The 19,705-nt window shown below is 67.1% G+C and carries 21 protein-coding genes; 17 read left to right on the forward strand and 4 right to left on the reverse strand.

Going from position 1 to position 19,705, the window contains the following annotated elements:
• Window positions 1–75 precede the first annotated feature (75 nt).
• Entirely contained in the window at window positions 76–561 is a 486-nt protein-coding gene (locus C1924_RS10490; RefSeq protein ID WP_108765241.1) for a TspO/MBR family protein, read from the forward strand.
• 6 nt (window positions 562–567) lie between these two features.
• Here the strand turns inward: C1924_RS10490 and C1924_RS10495 are convergent, their stop codons facing one another.
• Window positions 568–867 (reverse strand): hypothetical protein, encoded by a 300-nt coding sequence (locus C1924_RS10495; RefSeq protein ID WP_108765242.1) that lies wholly within the window; start codon window positions 865–867, stop codon window positions 568–570.
• A gap of 279 nt (window positions 868–1,146) precedes the next feature.
• Here C1924_RS10495 and C1924_RS10500 point away from each other — a divergent pair, with 279 nt between their 5' ends.
• Genes C1924_RS10500 through C1924_RS10510 form a run of 3 tightly spaced genes read left to right on the forward strand, consistent with a single transcriptional unit; the run spans window position 1,147 to window position 6,246 of the window.
• On the forward strand, window positions 1,147–3,384 hold the full coding sequence (locus tag C1924_RS10500; RefSeq protein WP_108765243.1) for an ATP-binding protein: 2,238 nt from the start codon (window positions 1,147–1,149) through the stop codon (window positions 3,382–3,384).
• Window positions 3,381–3,848 (forward strand): response regulator, encoded by a 468-nt coding sequence (locus C1924_RS10505; RefSeq protein WP_108765244.1) that lies wholly within the window; start codon window positions 3,381–3,383, stop codon window positions 3,846–3,848. The genes C1924_RS10500 and C1924_RS10505 overlap by 4 nt, the downstream gene beginning before the upstream one ends.
• Window positions 3,841–6,246 (forward strand): response regulator, encoded by a 2,406-nt coding sequence (locus C1924_RS10510; RefSeq protein WP_108765245.1) that lies wholly within the window; start codon window positions 3,841–3,843, stop codon window positions 6,244–6,246. The genes C1924_RS10505 and C1924_RS10510 overlap by 8 nt, the downstream gene beginning before the upstream one ends.
• Here C1924_RS10510 and C1924_RS10515 read toward each other — a convergent pair.
• Genes C1924_RS10515 through C1924_RS10525 form a run of 3 tightly spaced genes read right to left on the reverse strand, consistent with a single transcriptional unit; the run spans window position 6,212 to window position 8,221 of the window.
• Window positions 6,212–6,898 (reverse strand): NAD(P)H-binding protein, encoded by a 687-nt coding sequence (locus C1924_RS10515; protein ID WP_108765246.1) that lies wholly within the window; start codon window positions 6,896–6,898, stop codon window positions 6,212–6,214. The genes C1924_RS10510 and C1924_RS10515 overlap by 35 nt on opposite strands.
• 19 nt (window positions 6,899–6,917) lie before the next feature.
• On the reverse strand, window positions 6,918–7,601 hold the full coding sequence (locus C1924_RS10520; protein ID WP_108765247.1) for a ChrR family anti-sigma-E factor: 684 nt from the start codon (window positions 7,599–7,601) through the stop codon (window positions 6,918–6,920).
• Complete coding sequence (locus C1924_RS10525; RefSeq protein ID WP_108765248.1) at window positions 7,598–8,221, reverse strand: sigma-70 family RNA polymerase sigma factor; 624 nt, start codon at window positions 8,219–8,221, stop codon at window positions 7,598–7,600. The genes C1924_RS10520 and C1924_RS10525 overlap by 4 nt, the downstream gene beginning before the upstream one ends.
• A 147-nt stretch (window positions 8,222–8,368) precedes the next feature.
• On the opposite strand from C1924_RS10525, the gene C1924_RS10530 reads away from it, so the two are divergent.
• The 13 genes from C1924_RS10530 (at window position 8,369) to C1924_RS10590 (ending at window position 19,671) form a co-directional block, all read left to right on the forward strand.
• A complete protein-coding gene (locus C1924_RS10530) occupies window positions 8,369–9,136 on the forward strand; it encodes a hypothetical protein (protein ID WP_108765249.1) in 768 nt (255 codons plus the stop codon).
• Between the two features lie 83 nt (window positions 9,137–9,219).
• A complete protein-coding gene (locus tag C1924_RS10535) occupies window positions 9,220–10,179 on the forward strand; it encodes an acyl-CoA desaturase (protein ID WP_108765250.1) in 960 nt (319 codons plus the stop codon).
• Window positions 10,180–10,181: 2 nt separating this feature from the next.
• Complete coding sequence (locus tag C1924_RS10540; RefSeq protein ID WP_108765251.1) at window positions 10,182–11,459, forward strand: FAD-dependent oxidoreductase; 1,278 nt, start codon at window positions 10,182–10,184, stop codon at window positions 11,457–11,459.
• A complete protein-coding gene (locus C1924_RS10545) occupies window positions 11,456–12,223 on the forward strand; it encodes a DUF1365 domain-containing protein (RefSeq protein WP_108765252.1) in 768 nt (255 codons plus the stop codon). Before C1924_RS10540 ends, C1924_RS10545 begins: the two co-directional genes overlap by 4 nt.
• The gene (locus C1924_RS10550) at window positions 12,220–13,479 is read left to right on the forward strand and encodes a cyclopropane-fatty-acyl-phospholipid synthase family protein (RefSeq protein WP_108765253.1); all 1,260 of its coding nucleotides are present in this window, start codon (window positions 12,220–12,222) and stop codon (window positions 13,477–13,479) included. The genes C1924_RS10545 and C1924_RS10550 overlap by 4 nt, the downstream gene beginning before the upstream one ends.
• Window position 13,480: 1 nt before the next feature.
• Entirely contained in the window at window positions 13,481–14,026 is a 546-nt protein-coding gene (locus tag C1924_RS10555) for a DUF2878 domain-containing protein (RefSeq protein ID WP_108765254.1), read from the forward strand.
• Window positions 14,023–14,811 carry a DUF1295 domain-containing protein gene (locus C1924_RS10560; protein ID WP_108765255.1) on the forward strand — a complete coding sequence of 263 codons (789 nt, stop codon included), beginning with the start codon at window positions 14,023–14,025 and terminating at the stop codon, window positions 14,809–14,811. The genes C1924_RS10555 and C1924_RS10560 overlap by 4 nt, the downstream gene beginning before the upstream one ends.
• Window positions 14,808–15,881, forward strand: coding sequence for a class I SAM-dependent methyltransferase (locus C1924_RS10565; RefSeq protein ID WP_108765256.1), 1,074 nt, complete (start codon window positions 14,808–14,810; stop codon window positions 15,879–15,881). The genes C1924_RS10560 and C1924_RS10565 overlap by 4 nt, the downstream gene beginning before the upstream one ends.
• A 13-nt stretch (window positions 15,882–15,894) precedes the next feature.
• Window positions 15,895–16,428 (forward strand): lipocalin family protein, encoded by a 534-nt coding sequence (locus C1924_RS10570; protein ID WP_108765257.1) that lies wholly within the window; start codon window positions 15,895–15,897, stop codon window positions 16,426–16,428.
• 73 nt (window positions 16,429–16,501) lie between these two features.
• Window positions 16,502–16,765 (forward strand): CD225/dispanin family protein, encoded by a 264-nt coding sequence (locus C1924_RS10575; RefSeq protein ID WP_108765258.1) that lies wholly within the window; start codon window positions 16,502–16,504, stop codon window positions 16,763–16,765.
• Window positions 16,766–16,900: 135 nt separating this feature from the next.
• Window positions 16,901–18,040, forward strand: a complete 1,140-nt coding sequence (locus tag C1924_RS10580) for an SPFH domain-containing protein (protein ID WP_108765259.1) — start codon at window positions 16,901–16,903, stop codon at window positions 18,038–18,040.
• 21 nt (window positions 18,041–18,061) lie between these two features.
• Window positions 18,062–19,414, forward strand: a complete 1,353-nt coding sequence (locus C1924_RS10585) for a hypothetical protein (protein ID WP_108765260.1) — start codon at window positions 18,062–18,064, stop codon at window positions 19,412–19,414.
• Window positions 19,411–19,671: a hypothetical protein gene (locus C1924_RS10590; RefSeq protein WP_108765261.1), complete on the forward strand. Its 261-nt coding sequence runs from the start codon at window positions 19,411–19,413 to the stop codon at window positions 19,669–19,671. Before C1924_RS10585 ends, C1924_RS10590 begins: the two co-directional genes overlap by 4 nt.
• Window positions 19,672–19,705 lie beyond the last annotated feature (34 nt).

Consider the following 19,705-nt stretch of genomic DNA (forward strand, 5'->3'; position numbering starts at 1 on the left):
GGCAGCGGCGTTGCATCCAATTGCCAACCGCAGGCGTATACGCACGGCATTGATACACGTTGGAGAAGGACAGAGATGAATCAGAGACGACAACTGTTCGGCCTGGTGGGCTGGCTGCTGCTGACCCTGGCCGCCGCGGCGCTCGGCGCCCGCGCCTCCATCACGGCTGCGGCGTTCTATGGCCAGTTGACCCAGCCAGGCTGGGCGCCACCGGCCAGTGTGTTCGGCCCGGTGTGGACACTCTTGTATGTCTTGATGGCGATCAGCGCATGGCTGGTCTGGCGCCAAGGCGGATGGAGGGCCAATCGTGCGGCCCTTGGCCTCTTTGTCGCGCAACTGGCGGTCAACGTGCTGTGGAGCTGGCTGTTCTTCTCCTGGAAACTGGGCGCGGCCGCCTTCGCCGATATCGTGGTGCTGCTTGCGTTGATCGTCGCCACGATGCTTGCCTTTGCGCGACGCCGCCCACTGGCAGCGTGGCTGCTGCTTCCCTATCTGGCCTGGGTCAGCTTCGCTTCGGCGCTGTGCTACACCGTCTGGAAGCTCAATCCTGCAGTGCTGTAGGCGCCGTCAGGCCACGATCGCGGCGGTGGATCGCCACTGCCGCAGTGCGGCCCCGGTGAACGTCTGCTGGCCACAATTCGATGGGCATCGCAGCACGCGGGCGTTGGCCGTACTGATCAGTCCCGCCCCTTCTTCGGCCCGGAACACCGTCTCGCACGTCATGCAGCGCGCTACCAGAGCATACAGATGCACGATGCGCCCGCTGCAGGGATCCTGCAGTGCATCGATATCCAGCAGCTCGAAGCGGCTGCTGTCCGGCATCGCGCGGCGGGGGAAAGACAGGGGTACGAACGTCTGCAGGTCCACGTGGCATCGCCGGAGGGGAGGGTCACTGCAAGGTAAGGGGTGCGCCGTGCAGTACGTGTGCAGCACCGATGCACTGCCTGCGAAGGCGGCGGCGCATCCCGCCTGGCGTTACCTGAATTGTTCAGCACGCCAACGCAGCGACGGCTGCATGAACAGAGGTAGGCGAAATCATGTTTTTACTTCACCATGTCGCCATGGCATTTTCTCCCGACACAGCGCTGCGTCGTGGCACGCAGTCCTGCGCTGCCAACTCTTCCCGCACTCCGAGCATCCCTGCTGATGTCATCCACTGAACGCGCGCAGGACGCGGCGCTGCATCTGTGCGCGCAGGAGCCCATCCACACGCCGGGCGCCATCCAGCCTTGCGGCGTGCTGCTGGTCATTGATGCGGAGTCACTGAAGGTGCTTGAGCGCGCCGTGAGCGATCCGGCACTGCTCGAACGCTTCGGTGATCCTCTCGGCCACCCCTTGGATGCGGTGCTGGGCGGCGTTCTGGCGGGCTTCGTCGAGCGGATCGGCCACGTGGCCATGGACAGCTCCGCGCATGTCGGCTCCACCGATGTGCCGGGCCATGGGCTGCATCAGATCCTGGCCCACCGTTCCGCGCAGGGGCTGCTGCTGGAACTGGAATCCCCGGTGCCCGGCCAGCCGACCTCGCTGGAAGCCTTGTACCCGGCCATCCGCGAACTGATGGCAGCCATCGAATCGGCGGGCACGGTCGAAGCACTCTGCCAGATCGCTGCCGAGCACATGCGCGCCATGACCGGCTTCGACCGGACGCTGGTCTACCAGTTCGACAGCGGCTGGAACGGCATCGTCCTCGCCGAGGATGGCAATGGCGTGCTGCCGTCCTATCTGGACCTGCGCTTCCCTGAGTCGGATATCCCGGCGCAGGCGCGCGAGCTCTATCGCCGCAACCGCGTGCGCCTCATTGCCGATGCCCGGTATACGCCCGTGCCGCTGGTGCGCGACCCGGCGCATGCGCAGGCAGCGCCTACCGATCTCAGCCTGTCGGTGCTGCGCAGCGTCTCCCCGGTCCACCTGCAGTACATGCGCAACATGGGCACCGGTTCGTCCATGTCGGTGTCGCTGATGCACGAAGGCCAGCTCTGGGGCCTGGTGTCCTGCCACAGCGCCGAAGCACGCCGCCTGCCGTACCCGGTACGCACCGCCTGCGAGTTCATGGGCCAGATCGTGTCGCTGCAGATTGCGCTCAAGCAGCGCGCACATGCCGTGGAAGAGCGCATCCAGCGCCGCTCGGTGCTGGTCAAGCTGCTGGGCCGCATGGCGGGCGACGAAGAATTCATGGCGGCACTTCGGCAGGACCCGGGCAGCCTGATGTCGCTGACCAATGCGCAGGGTGCTGCGATCGTGCACAAGGGCGACTGCGTGCGGGTGGGCCAGTGCCCGGCCCGCGAAGACGTGCTGGATATCGCCCACTGGCTGGCCGACGGGCATGCGGGGGATGAGGTGTACGCCACCGACCACCTTGCCAGTGAATGGGAACGGGGCGCCGCGCTGAGCGATGTGGCCAGCGGGGTGCTGGCCGTCTCCATCTCGCAGCTGCACGACAGTTTCCTGATGTGGTTCCGTCCTGAAGTCGTGCGGACCGTGCGCTGGGGCGGTGATCCGCGCAAGACCGTGGCGCCGGGCAGCGTGCTTTCCCCACGCCATTCGTTCGAGGCCTGGAAGGAAACCGTGCAGCAGCGCAGCCTGCCGTGGACCGATGCCGACCGCGATGCCGCGCACGAAATGCGCGCCGCCATTGTCGACATCGTGCTGCGCAAGGCCGAAGAAATGGCCGAACTCAACGAACAGCTCCTGCGCAGCAACAAGGAACTGGAAGCTTTCTCCTACTCGGTCAGCCATGACCTGCGCGCGCCGTTCCGCCATATCGTGGGCTATTCCGAACTGCTGGGCAGTTCGGCCGCCGAGCGCTTGAACGATACGGAGCGCCGCTTCCTGGACACCATCGTTGAATCGGCCAAGTCGGCCGGCACACTGGTGGATGATCTGCTGAGCTTCTCGCAGATGGGCCGCTCGACCCTGGGCCGGATGCGCGTGGACATGGCGGCACTGGTGACCGACGTTCGCCGGACGCTGGCATTCGACTACGCCGGTCGGGAGATCGACTGGAAGGTGGGCCCGCTGCCGGTAGTCGAGGCCGACCCGACCATGATGCGCCTGGTCTGGCAGAACCTGCTGTCCAATGCGGTGAAGTTCACCCGCGAACGGCCGCACGCAGTCATCGAGGTGGGCTGCGAACGTGAAGAGACGGAGGACGTCTTCTTCGTGCGCGACAACGGCTGTGGTTTCGACATGCGCTACGTCGACAAGCTGTTCGGCGTGTTCCAGCGCCTGCACCACGTCGAGGAATTTGAAGGCACCGGCATCGGCCTGGCCAATGTGCGCCGCATCGTCGGCCGCCATGGCGGCCGTACCTGGGCCGAAGGCGCGCTGGACAAGGGCGCCACCCTGCATTTCACCCTGCCCCATCAAGACGGAGAACACCCATGAGGGATCTGCGGCCCATCCTTCTGGTTGAAGACAGCCCCAAGGATGCCGAACTGACCATGGCAGCACTGGCCCGCTGCCAGCTGCTCAACGATGTCGTGCACGTGCGTGATGGTGCCGAAGCGCTGGATTACCTGCGCTGCGAGGGCGCCTACGCTGGCGCGCAGCATGGCGGTCCGGTGGTGGTGCTGCTCGACCTGAAACTGCCCAAGGTCAACGGCCTGGAAGTGCTGGAACAGGTCCGCGGCGATGCGGAACTGAGCAGTACGCCGGTTGTCATGCTCACGTCTTCCCGCGAGGAGCCCGACCTGGTGCGCGCCTACCAGCTGGGCGTCAATGCCTTCGTGGTCAAGCCGGTGGATTTCAAGGAATTCTTCGATGCCATCCAGGGCCTCGGCATGTTCTGGGGCATCACCAACCAGCCGCCGCCCCACCGCAGCACTGCCAAGGGTCCACGCGATGCGTGACGCAGCACTGTCCGCGCCCCGCCTGCGCATCCTCATGCTGGAGGACAGTGCGCTGGACGCGGAACTGATCACGTCGCAGCTGCAGCGGGCCGGGCTCGATTTCCAGGTCGAGCGCCTGTGGACCCGCCAGAAGTTCATCGATGCCATCGACACTGGCGCCTTCGACGTCATCCTGGCCGACCACGTCCTGCCCGGTTTCGACGGCGATGCCGCGCTTGAACTCGCGCGCGAGCGCGCACCACAGATTCCTTTCATCTTCGTCTCGGGCACGCTGACCGAAGAGCTGGCCGTGCAGGCACTCACCCGTGGCGCGCGCGACTATGTAGTGAAGCAGCGCCTGCAGCGGCTGCCCGATGCCATCCGCCGGGCGCGCCAGGAAGCCAGCGAGCGCAACCAGCTTGCCCAGGCCGAGGCGGCGTTGGAACAAAGCCAGGCGCAGCTGCAGCAGATCACCGATGCCGTGCCGGCACTGATTTCCCACCTGGATACCGACCACCGCTACCGCTTTGCCAACAAGGCCTTCCTCGACTGGCACGGCGCCGATCTGCACGGCATCCTAGGGCGTACTGCGGCGGAGGTTGGCGGTACCGACGCCTTCGCCGATGCCCTGCCCCACCTGCAGCACGTGCTTGCAGGCGAGCGGGTGCGGTTCGAGGTCACCCTGGCACACCGCAGTGGCGAGTCACGTTTCGTGCAGATGGACTGCGTGCCCGAACGCGCTGCCGATGGCCGCGTGACCGGCTACACCTGCCTCGGCAGCGACGTGTCCACGCTCAAGCGTGCCGAACTGGCGCTGCGCGAGGACAACGAATCACTGGAACGCCAGGTGCAGGCGCGTACGGCCGAACTGCAGGCCAGCAAGCGGCGCCTGCAGGCCATCTTCGAGTCCAGTTTCCAGCACCAGGTGCTGCTGGAAACTACGGGCGCCATCGTCGATGCCAACGTCGCCTCGCTCGCAGCGGTCCTGGCCGAGAAGAGCGACGTGGTGGGCTACGCGTTCTGTGGCTCGCCCTGGTTCGCCGGCACGCCGGAACTCGCGCCCGAGGTCCAGCGCGCCGTGGCCGATGCCGCAGAGGGCAACACCAGCCTGCACGCCATGGAACTGGAGCTGCCCACCGGGCGCCGCAGCTTCGATTTTTCCTTCCGCCCGCTGCAGGGTGCGGACGGCACGGTGACCGCCGTGGTCTCCGAAGCCGTGGAAACCACCGCGCGCATCCACGCCGAGCACGCTCTGCGGCAAGCACAGAAGATCGAGGCGGTCGGCCAGCTGACCGGTGGTATCGCCCACGATTTCAACAACATCCTCACGGTGATTGCCGGCAACGTCGAACACGCGCTGCTGATGAGCCAGCGTGACAGCCAGGGCGGCAACCTCACCGCGCGTGCGCTGGACAACGCGCTGAAGGGTGTCGGCCGCGCGGCCAGCCTCACCCAGCGCCTGCTCGCATTCGCCCGCAAGCAGCCGCTGCACAGCCAGGCGGTCGATCTCAACGATGCCCTGCTGGGCATGCAGGACATGCTGCAGCGCGCATTGGGCGAACTGGTGCAGCTGGACATCCGTACCGCCGACGGTATCTGGTGCGTGGAACTGGACCTCAGCCAGCTGGAAGCTTCGGTGCTGAACCTGGCGGTCAACGCACGCGACGCCATGCCCGGCGGTGGCCGCCTGGTGGTGGAGATCGACAACAGCCATCTGGACCACGACTACGCCGCGCTGTTCCCCGATGCGACGCCGGGCGAATACGTGATGCTGCGTGTGCGCGACAACGGCCATGGCATGTCGCCCGACACCCTGGCCAAGGTCTTTGAACCGTTCTTCACCACCAAGCAGGTGGGCCGCGGCACCGGCCTCGGCCTGTCGATGGTGCACGGCTTCGTCAAGCAGTCCGGCGGGCACGTGCTGATCGATTCAGTGGAAGGCGACGGTACCCGCATCACGATGATGTTCCCGCGCTCTGCCCTGCCGCTGCCCAGCGAGACGACGGCACCGGCGGGCGGGTTCGCCAGCTACGAACCGCGCGAGGAAACGATCCTGGTTGCGGAAGACAATGACGATGTGCGCGCCTATACCGTTGAAGCACTGCGCCAGCTGGGCTACCGGGTGCTGGAAGCACACGATGGGCCCTCCGCGCTGCGCCTGCTGGAACGGCCTGACGCACGCGTCGACCTTCTGTTTTCCGATATCGTGATGCCGGGCATGTCCGGCTGGGAACTGGGCCGCGAAGTCCGCGAACGTTGGCCGCACGTGGCCGTGCTGTTCACTTCCGGCTACCCGCGCGACCACGACGCGGCCGGCGCCAAGGGCCGCCCCGCGCCGCTGCTGTCCAAGCCCTTTACCCGCAGCGATCTGGCGGAGTCAGTGGTCAGCGCACTGAAGGATCACGCGCCAGCCGGTTGATCTGCGCGCACTCGACCACAGCGGGCGGTGCCGGCATCAGGGCCAGGGCGATCATGGCCTGGCCAATGGCGCGGTTGCTGGTGGCCAACGCCGGCAGCAGCCCTTCGGCCACGGCCATCAACGGTCGGGCCACGCAATAGAACGGTTTGAGCAGCGCGTGGCGCGTGCCGGTGCCGGATACCGGACGAACGCCGGCCGGACGCAGCATCACCGCGCGCACCGGCAGCTGCGCCAACGCCTGCTCGGTCTCACCCTTCACCCGCAATGGCATCAGGCCGCTGCGCGGATTGGCGTGTGCGCCGGATATATAGAGGAAGGTGCCTGAGGGATTGGCCGCTGCCCAGGCCTCCGCCACGGCGCGGGTCACCTGCAGGGTCACCTGACGGTACTCGGCTTCGGGCGTCCCCACGGGCGGCGCGCCGGCGCAGTAGAAACAGGCATCCCATCCGGAAAGCGCCGGGCCCAGCGTGGCCGCCTGCAGGAAGTCAGGCAGGACAATCTCATCGACGTTGCCCGGCACGCTGCCCGGCTGCCGCACCAGCGCACCCACGCGGGCCACTGCGCCGGACTGCAGGCACGCCTGCAGCACACCCTGCCCGACCAGGCCGGTGCTGCCGACCACCAGCACCCGCAATGCCTTGCCGTTGTCCATGGGCCTTGCCTCCAGCGTTCTAGAGTTTGACGAAACGCTGGATCTTCCGCGCCAGCCAACCGCTGAACACCAGCGGGGCATCCAGCGCCGACACACAGATGCAGGGCACGCCCGGTGCAGTGACCGGCTGGTGTTCCACATCCTCGTCCAGATCGGCCACATCGCCCGGCGCGAACAGACCCAGCGCATCATTGTAGGCGCCTCGCAGGATCTGGGTCAGTTCGCTGCGTCCATGGCTGTGCATCGGCAGGCACTTGCCCGGCGCGATCCGCAGCATGATCAGCGACGGCATGTCCGCCGCGCGGATGCAATGCACGCCCGGCGCGATCCAGCGCCAGCGCAGCGCCGCCAACGAGGGACCAAAATACGGGTGCAGGGAGGCGGGAAGATGGTCCGCGCTCACTTCGGGGCGATCCACCGGCTGCGGTGCAGGCCGGGCCACGGCAACGGCGGCCACGGCCGGTTCGCTGCGGTCCAGCTCGGCCAGCATGGCGATACGCAGCGCCTCGCTGCGTGCCCCCACGGCCACGGGCTGGGTCTGTTCCATCAGCGCCGCACCGATGGCCTCGGCCTCACCCAGGCGCTGGCGGCACAGGGCGCATTGTTCAAGGTGGGTGCCTGCCACCACGCTCAGCGGCGCCGGCAATGCGCCTGCGGCATAACTCAGCAGGGTCGATTCATGCAGGTGGTGGTGCGGGTTCATGGCGCGCCCCCCACCTTGGACTGCAGCAGGAGGAAGGCCCGGCGCAGGTGCGATTTCACCGTGCCCAGCGGCATTCCCAACGCCTCGGCGATCTCGCCGTGACTCTTTGCCTCGAAATAGGACATGCGCACCAGCCGCGCCTGCACGGCCGGCAGTTCATTGATGCGCTGGCGCAGGCGCGCTTGGTCGGCATACTGCTCGGCGCTGCTGTACGCGGGGGCATCGCTGCGCGCAGCCTGTTCCACGGCGGCCTGAACCTGCATCCAGCTGCGCTCATGGCGCACCCGGTCGATCTGCAGGTTGCGCGCGATGCGGTACAGCCAGGTGCTCAGTGCGCCCTGCGCCGCATCGTAGTCGGCCGCGCGCAGCCACAGGCGCAGCAGGCATTCCTGGGCAAGTTCCTCGGCCACCGCATCCGGCGCCCCCAGGCCGCGCAGGTAAACGCACAGGCGCGGCATGAAATGATCGTAGATGCGCATGAAACAGGTGCGGTCACGCAGGCGTGCCACACCGTCCATGTCACCGGTCCAGTTCGTCGGCTCGTTGCTCGGCTGCTGGGAACTGGACACGATGCGCGCGGAGTCGAAGTCAAAGGGAGGGCTGGCGGCGTCAGGGTACATCCGGGCGGCGATCAGGCAGGTGAAGGGGGTCTGTGTGCTGTACGCAGGAGGAGCCCATTTGGATGCAGTGCCGGATGCAGCCCGCCAGCGTGCATCCAGACCGGCCTGTGGCGCGTATCTCCTGCAGGCCCACCCGCCAGGATCGCCATGCACACCGCCGCGCTGCTGCTTTCCCTTTCCACCGTGGCCAGCACCACGCCGTTGCTGCGCAGCGAGGGCGTGGCCAGCCTGGCCGATGGCAGCCCGGCCTACCGCGAGGTGCACTGGCGGCGCGGCGCGCCCGAAGGGGCGCAGCACTGGGTGCAGTACCTGTGCCCGGACGGCCGCCCGTTCGCACGCAAGACACTGCCCGCCACCGGGCAGCCGCTGGCGCGCGGCTACCAGCTGCAGGATGCACGCAGTGGCCAGACCGTCCACGTGGCAGTGGCCGCCGGGCAGGTCAGCATTGACTGGAAGGAAGCCGCAGCGGACGCAGCGCGCCGTACCCGATTGCCACTTCCCGCCGATGCGGTGATCGACACGGGCTTCGACGCGGCGGTGCGGGCGCATTGGCCGGCCCTGATGCAGGGCAGCGAGGTCCGCCTGCCCTTTCTGGTGCCGGGCCGGCAGCGCTTCTACCCGGTCACGGTACGCCGCACGGCCGCACGCGACTGGCGGGGCATTCCGGCCCAGGTCATCGAGGTACGGCTGGCCACCTGGTACGGCGCCGTCGCGCCGCGGCTGTCGCTGGTCTATGCCGACGATGACCGCCGGCTGCTGGAATTCCGCGGCACCAGCAACCTGCGCGATGCCCGCGGTGCGTATCCGGTCGTCGTCGTCCGTTTCGCAGCACCTGCAACCGCGCAGCCGATGGCGAAGTGGCAACAGGCATGGGCGCAGCCACTGGTCCCCCAATGCAGCGTGAGCGGCGGGTGAAGCCGGATGGAATGCGACGTCGTTGCATCCAATCCACACGCTGTCGCGTAGAGGTAGTCAGACACGCCTTCGAGAAGCCGCCCATGTCCGCAGCTGCGCCCCTCCCACGCCGACGTGAGCGCCTGCTGCGTACCCTGCGTCGCTGGTTCGATACCGAAGCCGCTGCCGCGCAGAGCGATCCTGTCGAGCGCGGCCGTATCGACTGGCTGCGCGCCGTGCCCTTCGTGCTGCTGCACCTGGCCTGCCTGGGCGTGATCTGGGTAGGCGTATCCTGGACCGCCGTACTGGTGGCGCTGGCCCTGTATGCCGTACGCATGTTCGCCATCACCCGGTTCTACCACCGTTATTTTTCCCATCGCACGTTCCAGGCCTCACGGCCGGTGCAGTTCGTCTTCGCGGTGATCGGTGCCGCCAGCGTGCAGCGTGGCCCGCTGTGGTGGGCAGCCCATCATCGCCACCACCATCGCCACGCCGACCAGCCGCAGGATCCGCATTCGCCGAACGAAGGCGGGTTCTGGCGCAGCCACATGGGCTGGTTCCTCACCCGCGAAGCTTTCGCCACCGATCTGGCGCGCGTGCCCGATCTGGCCCGCTACCGCGAACTGCGCTGGCTGGACCGGTTCGATGTTGCCGTGCCCGTGCTGTTGGCCGCCGCCCTGTACGCCCTCGGCGCCGTGCTGGAACGCGTGGCGCCCGGCCTGCAGACCTCGGGCCCGCAGCTGCTGGTGTGGGGCTTCTTCATCTCCACCGTCGTGTTGTTCCATGCCACGGTCACCATAAATTCGCTGGCCCATCGCTTCGGCAGCCGCCGCTTCGACACCCGCGATGACAGCCGCAACAACCTGTGGCTGGCCCTGCTGACCTTCGGCGAAGGCTGGCACAACAACCATCATTTCTTTCCCGGCACGGTCCGGCAGGGCTTCCGCTGGTGGGAGGTGGACCTGACCTGGTACGGGCTGCGCCTGCTGGCCGCGATGGGGCTGGTGCACGGACTCAAGCCGATACCGGACTGGGTGCTGGCAAAAGCAAAGGCGAAGGACTGAGCATGCGCATCGCGGTCATCGGTTCGGGCATTGCGGGGCTGGCCAGCGCGTACTGGCTGGATGGCGAGCACGAAGTCACTCTGTATGAGGCCAACGATTATCTGGGCGGCCATACCCACACCCATCAGGTCGAGGTGGGAGGACGTCAGCTGGCCGTGGATACCGGCTTCATCGTGTTCAACCCGCAGCACTACCCGCTGCTCAGCGCGCTGTTCGACGAACTGGGCGTGGCCTCGCAACCGACCACGATGAGCTTCTCGATGCACAGCGACCACAGCGGCGTGGAGTACAACGCGACCTCGCTGGATGGGCTGTTCTGCCAGCGCCGCAACCTGCTGTCGCCGCGCTTCTGGGGCATGCTGGCCGACCTGCGGCGTTTCTACCGCGATGCCCCGCGGTTGCTGGCCGAGGCGGAAGGCCCGACACTGGGCCAGTACCTGCGGCAGCAGCGCTTCGGTGAGGCGTTCGTGGAGGAGCATCTGCTGCCGATGGCCTCGGCCCTGTGGTCGTCGCCGACCGCCACGGTGCTCGACTTCCCGGCACGCTACCTCGTGCAGTTCATGGCCAACCACCAGATGCTGCAGATGACCGGCCGCCCGCCCTGGCGCGTGGTCAAGGGCGGTTCGGCCCGGTACGTGGATGCGCTGCGCCGCCGCTGGCGCGTGCACGAACGGCTGGAGTGCCCCGTGCAGGCGGTCGAACGCATGCCATGGGGCGCGCGCGTGCACAGCGCAGCCGGCATCGAGGGCTTCGATGAGGTGATCCTGGCCTGCCACAGTGACCAGGCGCTGGCGCTGCTGGCCGATGCCGACCCGGTGGAACATGCCGTGCTGGGCGCCATCCGTTACCAGCCCAACGAGGCGGTGCTGCACACCGATGCCTCGCTGCTGCCGCGCAACCGCAAGGCCTGGGCCGCCTGGAATGCACATGTGCCGGCGGACCCGGGCGCCGCCTGCACGGTGAGCTACTGCATGAACCTGCTGCAGGGCCTGCCCGGTGACACCCCGCTGGTGGTGACCCTCAACCGCAGCGATGCCATCGATCCGTCCAAGGTGCTGCGCCGCCTGCACTATGCCCATCCCGTGCACGACCATGCTGCCGTGCGTGCGCAGCGGCGCTGGGGCGAAATCCAAGGGCATCGCCACACCTGGTTCGCCGGCGCCTACTGGGGCTGGGGCTTCCACGAAGATGGCATCGCCAGCGCTCGACGCATGGTCGACGCCCTGCGGGCCCGCACCGGCATCGCCTCACCCATGCGCCCCACCGAGATCGTGGCATGACGGCCAGCGCGCTCTATTTCGGCCATGTGCAGCACCGGCGGCACCATCCGCATGCGCACGCGTTCCGCTACCCGGTGGCGCAGCTGCTGCTCGACCTCGACGAACTGGACCAGGTGTTTGCCGGCCGCTGGCTGTGGTCGGTCAATCGCCGCAACCTGGCCGAGTTCCGCCGCAGCGATTACCTGGGCGCGCCCGAGGTACCGCTGGCCGACGCCGTACGCGACCATGCGGCCAGCGTACTCGGCCGACGCCCGGCCGGCCCCGTCCGCCTGCTGACTCACCTGCGCTTTGGCGGCCACGTCTTCAATCCGGTCAGCTTCTACTACTGCTACCGCGAAGACGGCAGCACGCTGGACTGCATCGTCGCCGACATCACCAACACCCCCTGGAAGGAACGGCATGCCTATGTGCTGCCGGTCGCGCAGGCACAGCACGGTGGCGGCAGCCTGCGCTGGCAGTTCGACAAATGCTTCCACGTGTCCCCCTTCATGCCGATGGACTGCCGCTACGACTGGCGCTTCAACGCCCCCGGTGATGCGCTGCGCGTGCACATGGAGGTCTGGCGCGACGGCGTTCGCCAGTTCGATGCCACCCAGACCATGCAGCGCCGCCCGCTGGACGGCCGCGGCCTGGCCCGGGTGCTGCTGGCGTACCCCTTGATGACCGTGCAGGTGGTGGCGGCCATCCACTGGCAGGCCCTGCGCCTGTGGCTGAAGCGCAACCCCGTGCACGACCACCCTTCCCTTGCCGAGAAACCGCGATGAACAACCTGACGCCTTCGGTGGCCCTGCCCCGCGCCGGCACACTGGATGCCTTCCTGCGCCGCCGCCTGCTGGCCCAGCTGGCCCCGCTGCACGATGCCCAGCTGCGCGTACGCGATGCCTTCGGCGACGTGCTGCTGGGCGATGGCAAGGGCCCGCTGCAGGCGACGGTGACCATCGACGACCCCGCGTTCTACCGCAAGGTGGCCGCACAAGGCAGCGTCGGTGCCGGCGAAAGCTACATCCACGGGGAGTGGCGCTGCGATGATCTGGTGGCGCTGGTGCGCCTGCTGGTGCGCAACCGCGATCTGCTGGACGGCATGGAGCGCGGCCCCGCGCGTGCCGCCGGCTGGCTGCTGCGTGGCTGGAACCGGCTGCGCCGCAACAGCCGCGAGGGCAGCCGCCGCAACATCGCCGCCCACTATGACCTGGGCAACGATTTCTTCGCCCTGTTCCTGTCGCCGGACCTGATGTATTCCTCGGCCCTGTTCGCCCGGCCCGACGAACCGCTGGAACAGGCCTCCACCCGCAAGCTGGACCGCATCTGCCAGCGGCTGCGCCTGCAGCCGGGTGATCGCGTGGTGGAGATCGGCACCGGCTGGGGCGGCTTCGCGCTGCATGCCGCACGCCATCATGGCTGCCACGTCACCACCACCACCATTTCCGCCGAACAGCATGCGCTGGCCGTGCAACGTGTGCAGGACGCCGGGCTGCAGGACCGGGTGACCGTGCTGATGCAGGATTACCGTGATCTGCAGGGGCAGTTCGACAAGCTGGTCTCCATCGAGATGATCGAGGCCATTGGTGCGGAATACCTCGACACCTACATGGGCACCCTGCAGCGGCTGCTGAAACCGGATGGCCTGGCCCTGCTGCAGGCCATCACCATCGAGGACCACCGCTACGAACAGGCGCGGCGCAGCGTGGACTACATCAAGCGCTTCGTCTTCCCCGGCAGCTTCATTCCCTCCATCAACGCCATCATGGCGGCCAAGACCCGGGCCAGCGATCTGCAGCTGGTGGCGCAGGAGGACTTCGGCCTATCCTACGCGCTCACCCTGCGCGCCTGGCGCCAACGCTTCCTGGCCCAGCAGGCCGCCGTGCAGGCGCAGGGCTTCGATGCGCGCTTCTGCCGGCTGTGGGACTTCTATCTGGCCTATTGCGAGGGCGGTTTCCTCGAGCGCTCCATCGGTGTCTCGCACCTGCTGCTGGCCCGGCCCGGTTACCTCCCTCCTTTTGCCACCGGCACCGAGGCCTGACATGGCGCGCACCTGGGGCAACCTGCTCGGCAACCAAGTGGTGTGGCTGTGCGCTGTGGCTGGTGCGGGGCGCGGCTGGCAATGGCCGGCCCTGCTGGCGGCGGCGCTGTACATCGCCAGCCAACTGCTGACCAGCCCGGTGCCCAGGGTCGACCTGCGACTGCTGCTGCTCGCCCTGGCCTGCGCCTGGCTGGTGGATGGTGTCGCGGCAGCCAGCGGCATCGTGCGCTATGCCGCCGCGCCGCTGGGGTGGGCACCGCCGCCGTGGATCATGGCCCTGTGGGCATCCTTCGCCATGACGCTGACGGCGTCGATGGCCTTCCTGCAACGGCATCGCCTGCTGCCGGTCGCCTTCGGTCTGCTGCTGGCACCGCTGGCCTATCTGTCGGCGGCACGCGGCTTCCAGGCGGTGCACTTCACCGAACCCATGTGGCAGGGCGTGCTGCTGCTGGGGCTGGGCTGGAGCATCGCCCTGCCCCTGCTGTGCACGCTGGCACGTCGGGGCGCACACACGCATGAGGGCACGCACATGAGGGCACGCACATGAGTCTGCTCGGTTGGGTTCTTCTCTATGCGGTGCTGGTGATGTGCTGGGGCTGGGCCTGGCAGCGCCGCCATCGCAACATCGGCGTGGTGGACGTGCTCTGGGCCAAGGGCGTAGCGGCCGGCGCGCTGCTGCTGGCCTGGCTGGGCGATGGTGCCCCGCAGCCACGCATCGCGCTGGCAGTGCTGGGTGGGCTGTGGGGCAGCCGGCTGGCCCTGCATCTCTGGCACCGCGTGCGCAGCGAAGACGAGGACGGCCGCTACCGCTACCTGCGCGAACACTGGAAGGGCCACCAGGGCAAGATCTTCGGCTTCTTCATGGCCCAGGCCCTGCTGGTGGTGCTGTTCGCGCTGCCGTTCCTGGCCGTGGCGCGCAACCCATCCGGCAACATCAGCTGGATCGCCGCTGCCGTTGCGGTCTGGCTGCTCAGTGTGGGGGGCGAAGCGCTGTCCGACCGCCAGCTCGCGCGCTTCCGCGCCGATCCGTCAAACAAGGGCAGGACCTGCCGCCAGGGGCTGTGGCGCTACTCGCGGCATCCCAACTACTTCTTCGAGTGGCTGCACTGGTTCACCTACGTGCTGCTGGCGGTCGGTTCACCACTGTGGTGGCTGGCATGGTCCGGCCCGGTGCTGATGTACCTGTTCCTGCGCTACCTCAGTGGCGTGCCCTTCACTGAAAAGCAGGCCCTGCGCAGCCGCGGCGAAGACTACCGCGCGTACCAGCGCAGCACCCCGATCTTCTTCCCGTGGTTCCCCCGCACCTCCCCTTCCCAGGACCGCACACCATGAACGCCATCACCACCCCGCACCCGCCCGTCGAGATCGAAGGTGGCCTGACCGGATGGGCCGAACGCGGCTGGATTCCGGATATCGCCCTGCGCGCGGGCATCCGCCGTCTCTGCGCGCAGCGCCTGCAGGAAGAAACCGACGGAGGCCAGTCGGCGCAATCTGTGCGTTTCCAGCGGCGTATTGCCGAACTGGCCGGCAGCCCGCTCGCCCTGCATGTGGATGCCGCCAACCGCCAGCACTACGAAGTGCCGGCCGCCTTCTTCCAGGCCTGCCTGGGCAAGCGGCTGAAGTACAGCAGCTGCTACTACCGCACCGGTCACGAAACCCTGGACCAGGCCGAGGACGCGATGCTGGAGCTGTATGCGCAACGTGCTGGACTGCACGACGGCCAGGACATCCTCGAACTGGGCTGCGGCTGGGGCTCGCTCACCCTTTGGATGGCCGAACGTTTCCCGCATGCGCGCATCACGGCGGTGTCCAATTCGCACAGCCAGCGCGAGCACATCATGGGCCAGTGCCAGGCGCGCGGCCTGCGCAATGTCGAGGTACTCACCCGCGATGTGAACCTGCTGGAGCTGCCGTCGGCCCGTTTCGACCGCTGCGTGTCGGTGGAAATGTTCGAGCATGTGCGCAACTACGCGCAGCTGCTGCAGCGCATCGCCGGCTGGCTGCGTCCCGACGGTGCGCTGTTCGTGCACATCTTCGCCCACCGCACGCTGATGTATCCGTTCGAGACCGAGGGTGACGACAACTGGATGGGGCGGCACTTCTTTACCGGTGGCCTGATGCCGGCGGCCGATACGCTGCTGCACTTCCAGCAGCATCTGCAGCTGGACCAGCGCTGGTTGCTGGACGGCACCCATTACCAGCGCACCGCCAACCACTGGCTGGACAACCAGGACGCGGCACGCGCGCAGTTGATGCCGGTGCTGCAGACGACTTATGGCGAGGCCGCCGCACGCATATGGTGGCAGCGCTGGCGCATGTTCTGGATGGCCTGCGCCGAACTGTTCGGCTATGACGACGGCCAGCAGTGGCTGGTCGCTCACTATCTGTTCCGCCCGCGCTGAAGGAGATACCACCATGCGCTCCCTGCCCCTGCTTTCACTCCTTGCCGTGGCCCTGTTCGGCAGCGGCTGCAGCAGCCAGGACACCCGGCCGCTGCCACGCGCGGCATCGGTGGACGTACCGCGCTTCATGGGCGACTGGTACGTCATTGCCCATATACCTTCCTGGCCGGAGCGCGAAGCCTTCGATGCCGTGGAAAGCTATGCCCTGCAGCCCGACGGGCGCATCCGCACCACCTTCACCTACCGCAATGGCAGCTTCGATGCACCGTTCAAGAGCATGCACCCCATCGGCCGGGTGGAGAAGGAAGGCAACGGCGCCGTCTGGGGCATGCAGTTCGTCTGGCCCATCCAGGCCGAATACATCATCGCCTGGCTGGACAGCGGCTATCAGCAGACGATCGTGGGCCGCAGCAAGCGCGACTATGTCTGGTACATGGCGCGCACGCCGCAGGTGTCCGCGCAGGACTACCAGGCGGCCGTCGACCGCATCGCTGCGATGGGCTACGACACCAGCAAGCTGCGACGGGTGCCGCAATCGGTGCGCTGATCGCCACGGCACGCTGTGCGTCCCCGATGGGGGTGCGGCATAATCCCGCCCCCATCAAGGAGAAATCGTTTTCATGGAGATCGCAGCACCCACTGTTCCGCCCAAGGACTACCTGTTCCTGGCCGTCCTGAGCATCTTCTGTGGCTTCTGGCCATTCGGCATCGTCGCCACCGTGTATGCCAACAAGACCTCGTCGCTGAACGCCGCCGGCCAGACCGGCCCGGCGTCCATCGCCTCGCGCAAGACGCTGCGCTGGATGATCGCCTCGTTCGTGACGCTGCCGGCCCTGCTGGCCGTGCTCATCGGCTACGGCCTGATCAATCGCGCCATGGCGTAAGCGTTCGGGGCGGCCCGGCGTGCACCGCATGAATACGCGCCCGCCGCCCCGGTAGCGGGGCATGGCCCCGCTCCTCTATAGTCAGCCGAGCACGACAGGCATGGTGCCTGTCCGGTTGATTACAGGGAGCAGGTCATGGGTCTGGTACAGGCGGTGAAGGGTGCAGTGGGCGGTGTTCTGGCCGACCAGTGGAAGGACTTCTACACTGTGCCGACGGGCCTGCCGTCGACGGCGGCGCTGTTTGCCGCCGTCCCGCAGGGCACCAATGCCGGCCGGGGTTCCAACACCCACGGCTCGTCCAACATCATCACCAACGGCTCGAAGATCGTGGTGCCCGAAGGCTACGGCCTGCTGCTGTTCCAGGACGGCGCGATCACCGCCTTCGTGGCCGAACCGGGTGGCTACGAGTGGCGTTCGGACGATCTGAACTCGCAGTCGATCTTTGCCGGCGACGGCCTGGTCAGCACCTTCATCAAGCAGAGCTGGGAACGCTTCAAGTTCGGCGGCCAGCCGGGCGCGCAGCAGGCCGCGTTCTTCGTCTCGCTGAAGGAACTGCCGGACAACCGCTTCGGTACCCAGTCGGAAATCTACTGGGACGACGGCTTCCTCAATACCCAAGTCGGCGCGGTGACGCGTGGCTCGTACACCTTGAAGATCGTCGACCCGATCCTGTTCGTGAAGAACTTCGTGCCGGCCAGCTACCTGCAGCCGGGCCAGGTGTTCGACTTCACCGACCTCGACAATGCCGCTGCCACGCAGCTGTTCAACGAAGTGGTGGGTTCGCTGGCACCGGCCTTCAGCCTGTATACCAACGACCCGGCCAAGGGCAACCGCATCACCAAGCTGCAGCAGGATTCGATCGGCTTCGCGCAGAGCCTGTCGGCGGCGGTCGAGCAGGCCTACCAGTGGCAGTCCGACCGTGGCTTGGCCATCGTCAAGACCGCCATCGTTTCCATTGAATATGACGCCAACACCCGCGAGCTGCTTAAGACCGTGCAGCGCGCCGATGCGCTGTCCGGTTCGCGTGGCAATTCCAACCTGCAGGCCAGCGTGGCCCAGGGCATCCAGTCGGCCGGCGAGAACGGAGGCGCGGCGGGCCTGGTCGGCGTGGGCATGGCCTCGGGCATGTTCGGCACGGGCAACCTGCAGCAGCCGACTGCGCCGGCCGCCGATGATCCGGTGGCCAAGCTGAAGAAGGCCAAGGAAATGCTGGATCTGGGCCTGATTACCCAGAGCGATTACGACGCATTGAAGGCCAAGGCGCTGGGGCTGTAAGACGCAGGACGCGCAGACACCATGTCAGACCCCAGAAACGGCCCTCCGCCGCTGCCCCAGCCGACGCCCGCTTCGCCCCCGCCCGTGCCGGCGGCGAAGCTGGACGGCCCGGGCTCGCCGCAGGATGTCCCGCCCCTGCCCGGCAGCTTCCCGCTGGATACCAGCACGCTGCCGCAGGCCATCCGCGATGAAGTGGAAGCGCCCGACCCGTTGGCCATCGACACTTCGGCCACGGAACTCAAGGACGGCCTGAACCGCTGCCCGAAGTGCGGCGCCACCGACATCCGGCCCAAGCTCGGCACCGACATCCTGGTCTGCCTGTACTGCCGTCACGAATGGCATGGCGCGCGGGTGGAAGAGGAATTCGGGCTGGGCGATGCGCTGGACCAGCTGCATGGCACGATCATCGCTTCCGGCGCGCGCGACATCGATGCCGACACCTCGGCACTGATGACCTTCAAGTGCACCGGGTGTGGCGCCGAAGTCACCGTGAACACCGAAAGCACGATGACCGCACGCTGCCACTGGTGCCGGCATGTGTTTGGCGTGAACGAGCAGATCAGCAATGGCGCGGTGCCCGATGCGGTGCTGCCCTTCCATATCCGCAAGGACGATGCGGTGGCACGCATCCGCCAGTTCGTGGACAAGCGGCGGATGTTCGCGCTGAAGGCGTTCAAGGACCAGTTCACCCCGGAAAATGTGGTGGGTGTGTATCTGCCGTACATGATCGTGGACAGCAATGTCAGCGCGGCCGTGGCCGGCAAGGGCGAGATCCAGACCCGCCAATACACGGTAGGCAGCGAAAAGAACAAGCGCACCGTGTATGACGCTGACATCTACGCGATCGACCGCCAGGTCGACTTCACCGTTGACGACCTGCCGCTGGAATCCTCGGCCGAACGCGGCAACCTCGACGTCCGCGCCAACACCAACAACATCATCAACACCATCCAGCCGTTCGACACCAAGAACGCAGTGAAGTGGAACGCATCGTACCTGGCCGGCTTCACCTCCGAGAAGCGCAACCTGGATGTGGAAAAGCTGCGCCCACGGCTGGAGGACCAGTTGCTGTCCATCGCGCGTTCACAGGTGGAGGCTTCGGTACGTGGCTACAACCGCGGCGTGCGCTGGGAACAGGAACAGCTGGAGGTGCATGGCACCCGCTGGGTGTCGATGTACCTGCCGGTATGGCTGTATTCCTACCACCAGCCCGGCGCCAACGGCGGCATGCTGCACTACATCGCGGTGAACGGCCGTACCGGCGAAACCATGGGCAGCGTGCCCGTGCAGCAATGGAAGATGCTGCTGGCGGCGCTGGCCACCGGCACCGTCATCGAAGCCCTCGCAATTGCCTTCCTGGTGGCGACAACATGAGTGACGACAGTGGTCTCTGGTTGTTGGCGGCCGGCCCGGCCGGCGCTACGGCGCTGTACTGGGCGTTGTACCGCTATTACCGCAACACCGACAAATCGCATTCCTTCGAGCACGAGACCGAGGTCAAGGCGAAACCGGTCACCGGCTCCAACAAGAAGGTGGGCCAGGTGCGTGGCACCGAAGCCACGCGGATCGACGGTGACAATGTCTACGACTATCGACGGCGCGTGGCACGGGTGAAGCCCGACGACAACTGAAGCGGCACCACGCGGCCGTGACGCGGTCGTGATC

Source organism: Stenotrophomonas sp. ESTM1D_MKCIP4_1 (assembly GCF_003086895.1).
Lineage (GTDB): Bacteria > Pseudomonadota > Gammaproteobacteria > Xanthomonadales > Xanthomonadaceae > Stenotrophomonas.

What these genes read in the sequence shown, in the direction of transcription:
- C1924_RS10570 (WP_108765257.1), top strand. Translation starts at nt 15,895, where the DNA reads ATGCGCTCCCTGCCCCTGCTTTCACTCCTTGCCGTGGCCCTGTTCGGC.
- C1924_RS10500 (WP_108765243.1), top strand. Translation starts at nt 1,147, where the DNA reads ATGTCATCCACTGAACGCGCGCAGGACGCGGCGCTGCATCTGTGCGCG.
- C1924_RS10545 (WP_108765252.1), top strand. Translation starts at nt 11,456, where the DNA reads ATGACGGCCAGCGCGCTCTATTTCGGCCATGTGCAGCACCGGCGGCAC.
- C1924_RS10515 (WP_108765246.1), bottom strand. Translation starts at nt 6,898, where the DNA reads ATGGACAACGGCAAGGCATTGCGGGTGCTGGTGGTCGGCAGCACCGGC.
- C1924_RS10520 (WP_108765247.1), bottom strand. Translation starts at nt 7,601, where the DNA reads ATGAACCCGCACCACCACCTGCATGAATCGACCCTGCTGAGTTATGCC.
- C1924_RS10490 (WP_108765241.1), top strand. Translation starts at nt 76, where the DNA reads ATGAATCAGAGACGACAACTGTTCGGCCTGGTGGGCTGGCTGCTGCTG.
- C1924_RS10535 (WP_108765250.1), top strand. Translation starts at nt 9,220, where the DNA reads ATGTCCGCAGCTGCGCCCCTCCCACGCCGACGTGAGCGCCTGCTGCGT.
- C1924_RS10530 (WP_108765249.1), top strand. Translation starts at nt 8,369, where the DNA reads ATGCACACCGCCGCGCTGCTGCTTTCCCTTTCCACCGTGGCCAGCACC.
- C1924_RS10555 (WP_108765254.1), top strand. Translation starts at nt 13,481, where the DNA reads ATGGCGCGCACCTGGGGCAACCTGCTCGGCAACCAAGTGGTGTGGCTG.
- C1924_RS10590 (WP_108765261.1), top strand. Translation starts at nt 19,411, where the DNA reads ATGAGTGACGACAGTGGTCTCTGGTTGTTGGCGGCCGGCCCGGCCGGC.
- C1924_RS10560 (WP_108765255.1), top strand. Translation starts at nt 14,023, where the DNA reads ATGAGTCTGCTCGGTTGGGTTCTTCTCTATGCGGTGCTGGTGATGTGC.
- C1924_RS10525 (WP_108765248.1), bottom strand. Translation starts at nt 8,221, where the DNA reads ATGTACCCTGACGCCGCCAGCCCTCCCTTTGACTTCGACTCCGCGCGC.
- C1924_RS10510 (WP_108765245.1), top strand. Translation starts at nt 3,841, where the DNA reads ATGCGTGACGCAGCACTGTCCGCGCCCCGCCTGCGCATCCTCATGCTG.
- C1924_RS10540 (WP_108765251.1), top strand. Translation starts at nt 10,182, where the DNA reads ATGCGCATCGCGGTCATCGGTTCGGGCATTGCGGGGCTGGCCAGCGCG.
- C1924_RS10505 (WP_108765244.1), top strand. Translation starts at nt 3,381, where the DNA reads ATGAGGGATCTGCGGCCCATCCTTCTGGTTGAAGACAGCCCCAAGGAT.
- C1924_RS10585 (WP_108765260.1), top strand. Translation starts at nt 18,062, where the DNA reads ATGTCAGACCCCAGAAACGGCCCTCCGCCGCTGCCCCAGCCGACGCCC.
- C1924_RS10575 (WP_108765258.1), top strand. Translation starts at nt 16,502, where the DNA reads ATGGAGATCGCAGCACCCACTGTTCCGCCCAAGGACTACCTGTTCCTG.
- C1924_RS10550 (WP_108765253.1), top strand. Translation starts at nt 12,220, where the DNA reads ATGAACAACCTGACGCCTTCGGTGGCCCTGCCCCGCGCCGGCACACTG.
- C1924_RS10580 (WP_108765259.1), top strand. Translation starts at nt 16,901, where the DNA reads ATGGGTCTGGTACAGGCGGTGAAGGGTGCAGTGGGCGGTGTTCTGGCC.
- C1924_RS10565 (WP_108765256.1), top strand. Translation starts at nt 14,808, where the DNA reads ATGAACGCCATCACCACCCCGCACCCGCCCGTCGAGATCGAAGGTGGC.